Raw genomic sequence first — 2,345 nt, forward strand, 5'->3', positions numbered from 1 at the left:
TGCGCCGGGCGCTCGGCGCGGACGGCGCCCCGCCACCCGCCGGGGTGGCCTTCCCGGAGCAGACCCCGCGCCCCGGGCGGGTCCTGGAGGACCTGGCGGAGCTGGGCGTCACCGTCACCGTCACGGCGGCCGACGGGCGGCGCGGCACGGAGGAGGCGGCATGAGCAACATCCGGGGCCTGAGCGGCAAGGGCGCCCAGCGCCGGGAGCAACTGCTCGACACCGCCGAGGAGTTGCTGGTCACCGAGGGCGGCACCGAGCTGACCATGCGGACGGTGGCCACGGCCGCCGGCGTCCGCCTCGGTCACCTCCAGCACTACTTCCCGACCCACGCCGAGCTGGTGGCCGCCGTCCTGGGGCGCGTCCTCGACCGCTCGGTGGAACGGCTCGGCCCGCTGCTCGACCCGGGCCGCGCGGAGGACGCCCTGCTCGGCGAGCTCCTCGCCGAACAACAGGACCCCCGGCTGGTCCGGCTCTTCGCGGAACTGTGGGCACTCGCCGCCCGCGACCCCGCGGTGGCCGCCGCCGTCCGGGCCTTCTACGACCGCTACCGGGAGCTGGTCGCCGCCTTCCTCGCCGGACGCCACCCCGGTCTGACGGAGGAGCAACGGCACGCCCGCGCACGGGTGTTCATCATGCTGGTCGAGGGCGCCTCGCTCTTCCGCTCCGGCCTGGCCGGCACCGCGGAACCGGCAGCGGACGCCGAACTCCTGCACACCGCCCGGGCGTTGCTGGGGCCCTGAGCACGCCACGGCGCTCCGGGCTCAGGCCAGACGGCGGCCGATGACCAGCTCCGGGCGGATGCGGATGCGGACCGTGCCGCCCGGCCGGGCCGCCCGGGGCGCCGGGCGGACCTGGGCGCGGCCGAGGACGGTGACGAACCAGCCGGAGCCGTCCCGGCCGTCCACCTCGTCGGCCTCGAAGGCGATCACCGCGCCGTCGACCGCCCGGGCCAGTTCGGAGCCGGCCGGCGCCGAGAGCAGCACACCGCCGGGGGCCAGCCGGAAGGGCACCGGGAGGACGGCCGGGAGGGCGTCGACGGTGTAGACCACCCGGCCGACGGCGGCCCGGGCCAGCAGCTCCAGCGACCGCTTCCGGTCGAGTTCGCGGAGTTCGGGAAGGTCGGGGCGGTCGTACGGGACGGGCCGGGGGCTCGGGATGTGGTCGCGGTTCATGCGAGCGATGCTCGCCCGGGCCCCGACCGGGTCGCGAGGGCCGATGGTCCCGGCGGGGCCCGGCGAGGGCCCCGCCGTGCGGGCCGTCGGCCCCGGGCCCCACGGCCCTCGGACCTACCCGTCCGGCCCGCCCGTCAGTACCGGCCGGAGCGCAGCACGGAGGGCTGCGCGGCGGCGGAGGCCTGGCGCAGCTCGGTGGCGATCAGGGCGGCCTGCACCCGCCGCTCGACGCCGAGCTTGGCGAGCAGCCGCGAGACGTGGTTCTTGACGGTCTTCTCGGCGAGGTAGAGCCGCTCGCCGATCTGCCGGTTGGTCAGGCCCTCGCCGATCAGTTCGAGGACCTCCTGCTCGCGCACGGTCAGGCCCGGTCCGGTGGTGACCGGCTGGGCGGGCTCGGCGTCGCTGCGCAGGCGGTTGAGGAGGCGGGTCGCAGCGCCGGGGTCGAGCATCGAGCGCCCGGAGGCGACGGTGCGGACGGCGGCGACCAGGTCGGTCCCGCTGATCTGCTTGAGCACGTACCCGGCGGCGCCCGCCATCACGGCGTCCAGCAGCGCCTCCTCGTCGTCGAAGGAGGTCAGCATCAGGCAGGCCAGCCCGGGCATCCGCGAGCGCAGCTCACGGCAGACCGAGACGCCGTCGCCGTCGCCCAGCCGGACGTCCAGCACGGCCACGTCGGGCCGCAGCGCCGGCACCCGGACGAGCGCCTGCTCGGCCGTCGCCGCCTCCCCGACCACCTCCAGGTCGGGCTCGCCGTCCAGCAGGTCGTGCACCCCGCGGCGCACCACCTCGTGGTCGTCCAGCAGGAACACCCGGACCGGAGCCGAGGCCTCGGCCCCCTCCGTCTTGGTCGCCATCACGCGGCTCCACCTTCGTCACCCCCGCACACTCCCAGCGGGGCCCAGGGCATCATCCCCCGGAGCCCGACGGCGGGCCCAGGGCCCAACGACCCCATTCGGACCGGGCCGCAGTGCCCGGGCCGCCGGCGAGGAACGCTCTCAGCGCCCCTGGCGCCGTACGTTCCCCAGCCCCATCAGCAGGAACGCGAGCGCGACGGCCGCGCCGCTGACCGCCGCGAGCACCGCCCGGGGCACGACCTCGCCGCTGCCCGACAGCAGGATGGCCACCGCCCCGAGCGAGGCGACGGCCGCGCCGACCACCAGCCATCCGGCCA

3 protein-coding genes are annotated in these 2,345 nt (G+C 76.8%); 1 reads left to right on the plus strand and 2 read right to left on the minus strand.

The genetic code is table 11. The features are described from left to right. The first annotated feature begins 160 nt into the window (after window positions 1–160). Window positions 161–742, plus strand: a complete 582-nt coding sequence (locus KS423_RS43650; RefSeq protein ID WP_224285239.1) for a TetR/AcrR family transcriptional regulator — start codon at window positions 161–163, stop codon at window positions 740–742. A 21-nt stretch (window positions 743–763) separates the two neighbouring features. Here KS423_RS43650 and KS423_RS43655 read toward each other — a convergent pair whose 3' ends face one another. Together KS423_RS43655 and KS423_RS43660 are read right to left on the minus strand one after the other, a co-directional pair. Next, window positions 764–1,174, minus strand: a complete 411-nt coding sequence (locus KS423_RS43655) for a pyridoxamine 5'-phosphate oxidase family protein (RefSeq protein ID WP_224285240.1) — start codon at window positions 1,172–1,174, stop codon at window positions 764–766. Between the two features lie 134 nt (window positions 1,175–1,308). After that, window positions 1,309–2,028, minus strand: coding sequence for a response regulator transcription factor (locus KS423_RS43660; protein WP_224285241.1), 720 nt, complete (start codon window positions 2,026–2,028; stop codon window positions 1,309–1,311). Between the last annotated feature and the right edge of the window lie 317 nt (window positions 2,029–2,345).

It is taken from the genome of Streptomyces sp. LS1784, assembly GCF_020103755.1.
Classification (GTDB): Bacteria; Actinomycetota; Actinomycetes; order Streptomycetales; family Streptomycetaceae; genus Kitasatospora.

What these genes read in the sequence shown, in the direction of transcription:
- KS423_RS43660 (WP_224285241.1), bottom strand. Translation starts at nt 2,028, where the DNA reads ATGGCGACCAAGACGGAGGGGGCCGAGGCCTCGGCTCCGGTCCGGGTG.
- KS423_RS43650 (WP_224285239.1), top strand. Translation starts at nt 161, where the DNA reads ATGAGCAACATCCGGGGCCTGAGCGGCAAGGGCGCCCAGCGCCGGGAG.
- KS423_RS43655 (WP_224285240.1), bottom strand. Translation starts at nt 1,174, where the DNA reads ATGAACCGCGACCACATCCCGAGCCCCCGGCCCGTCCCGTACGACCGC.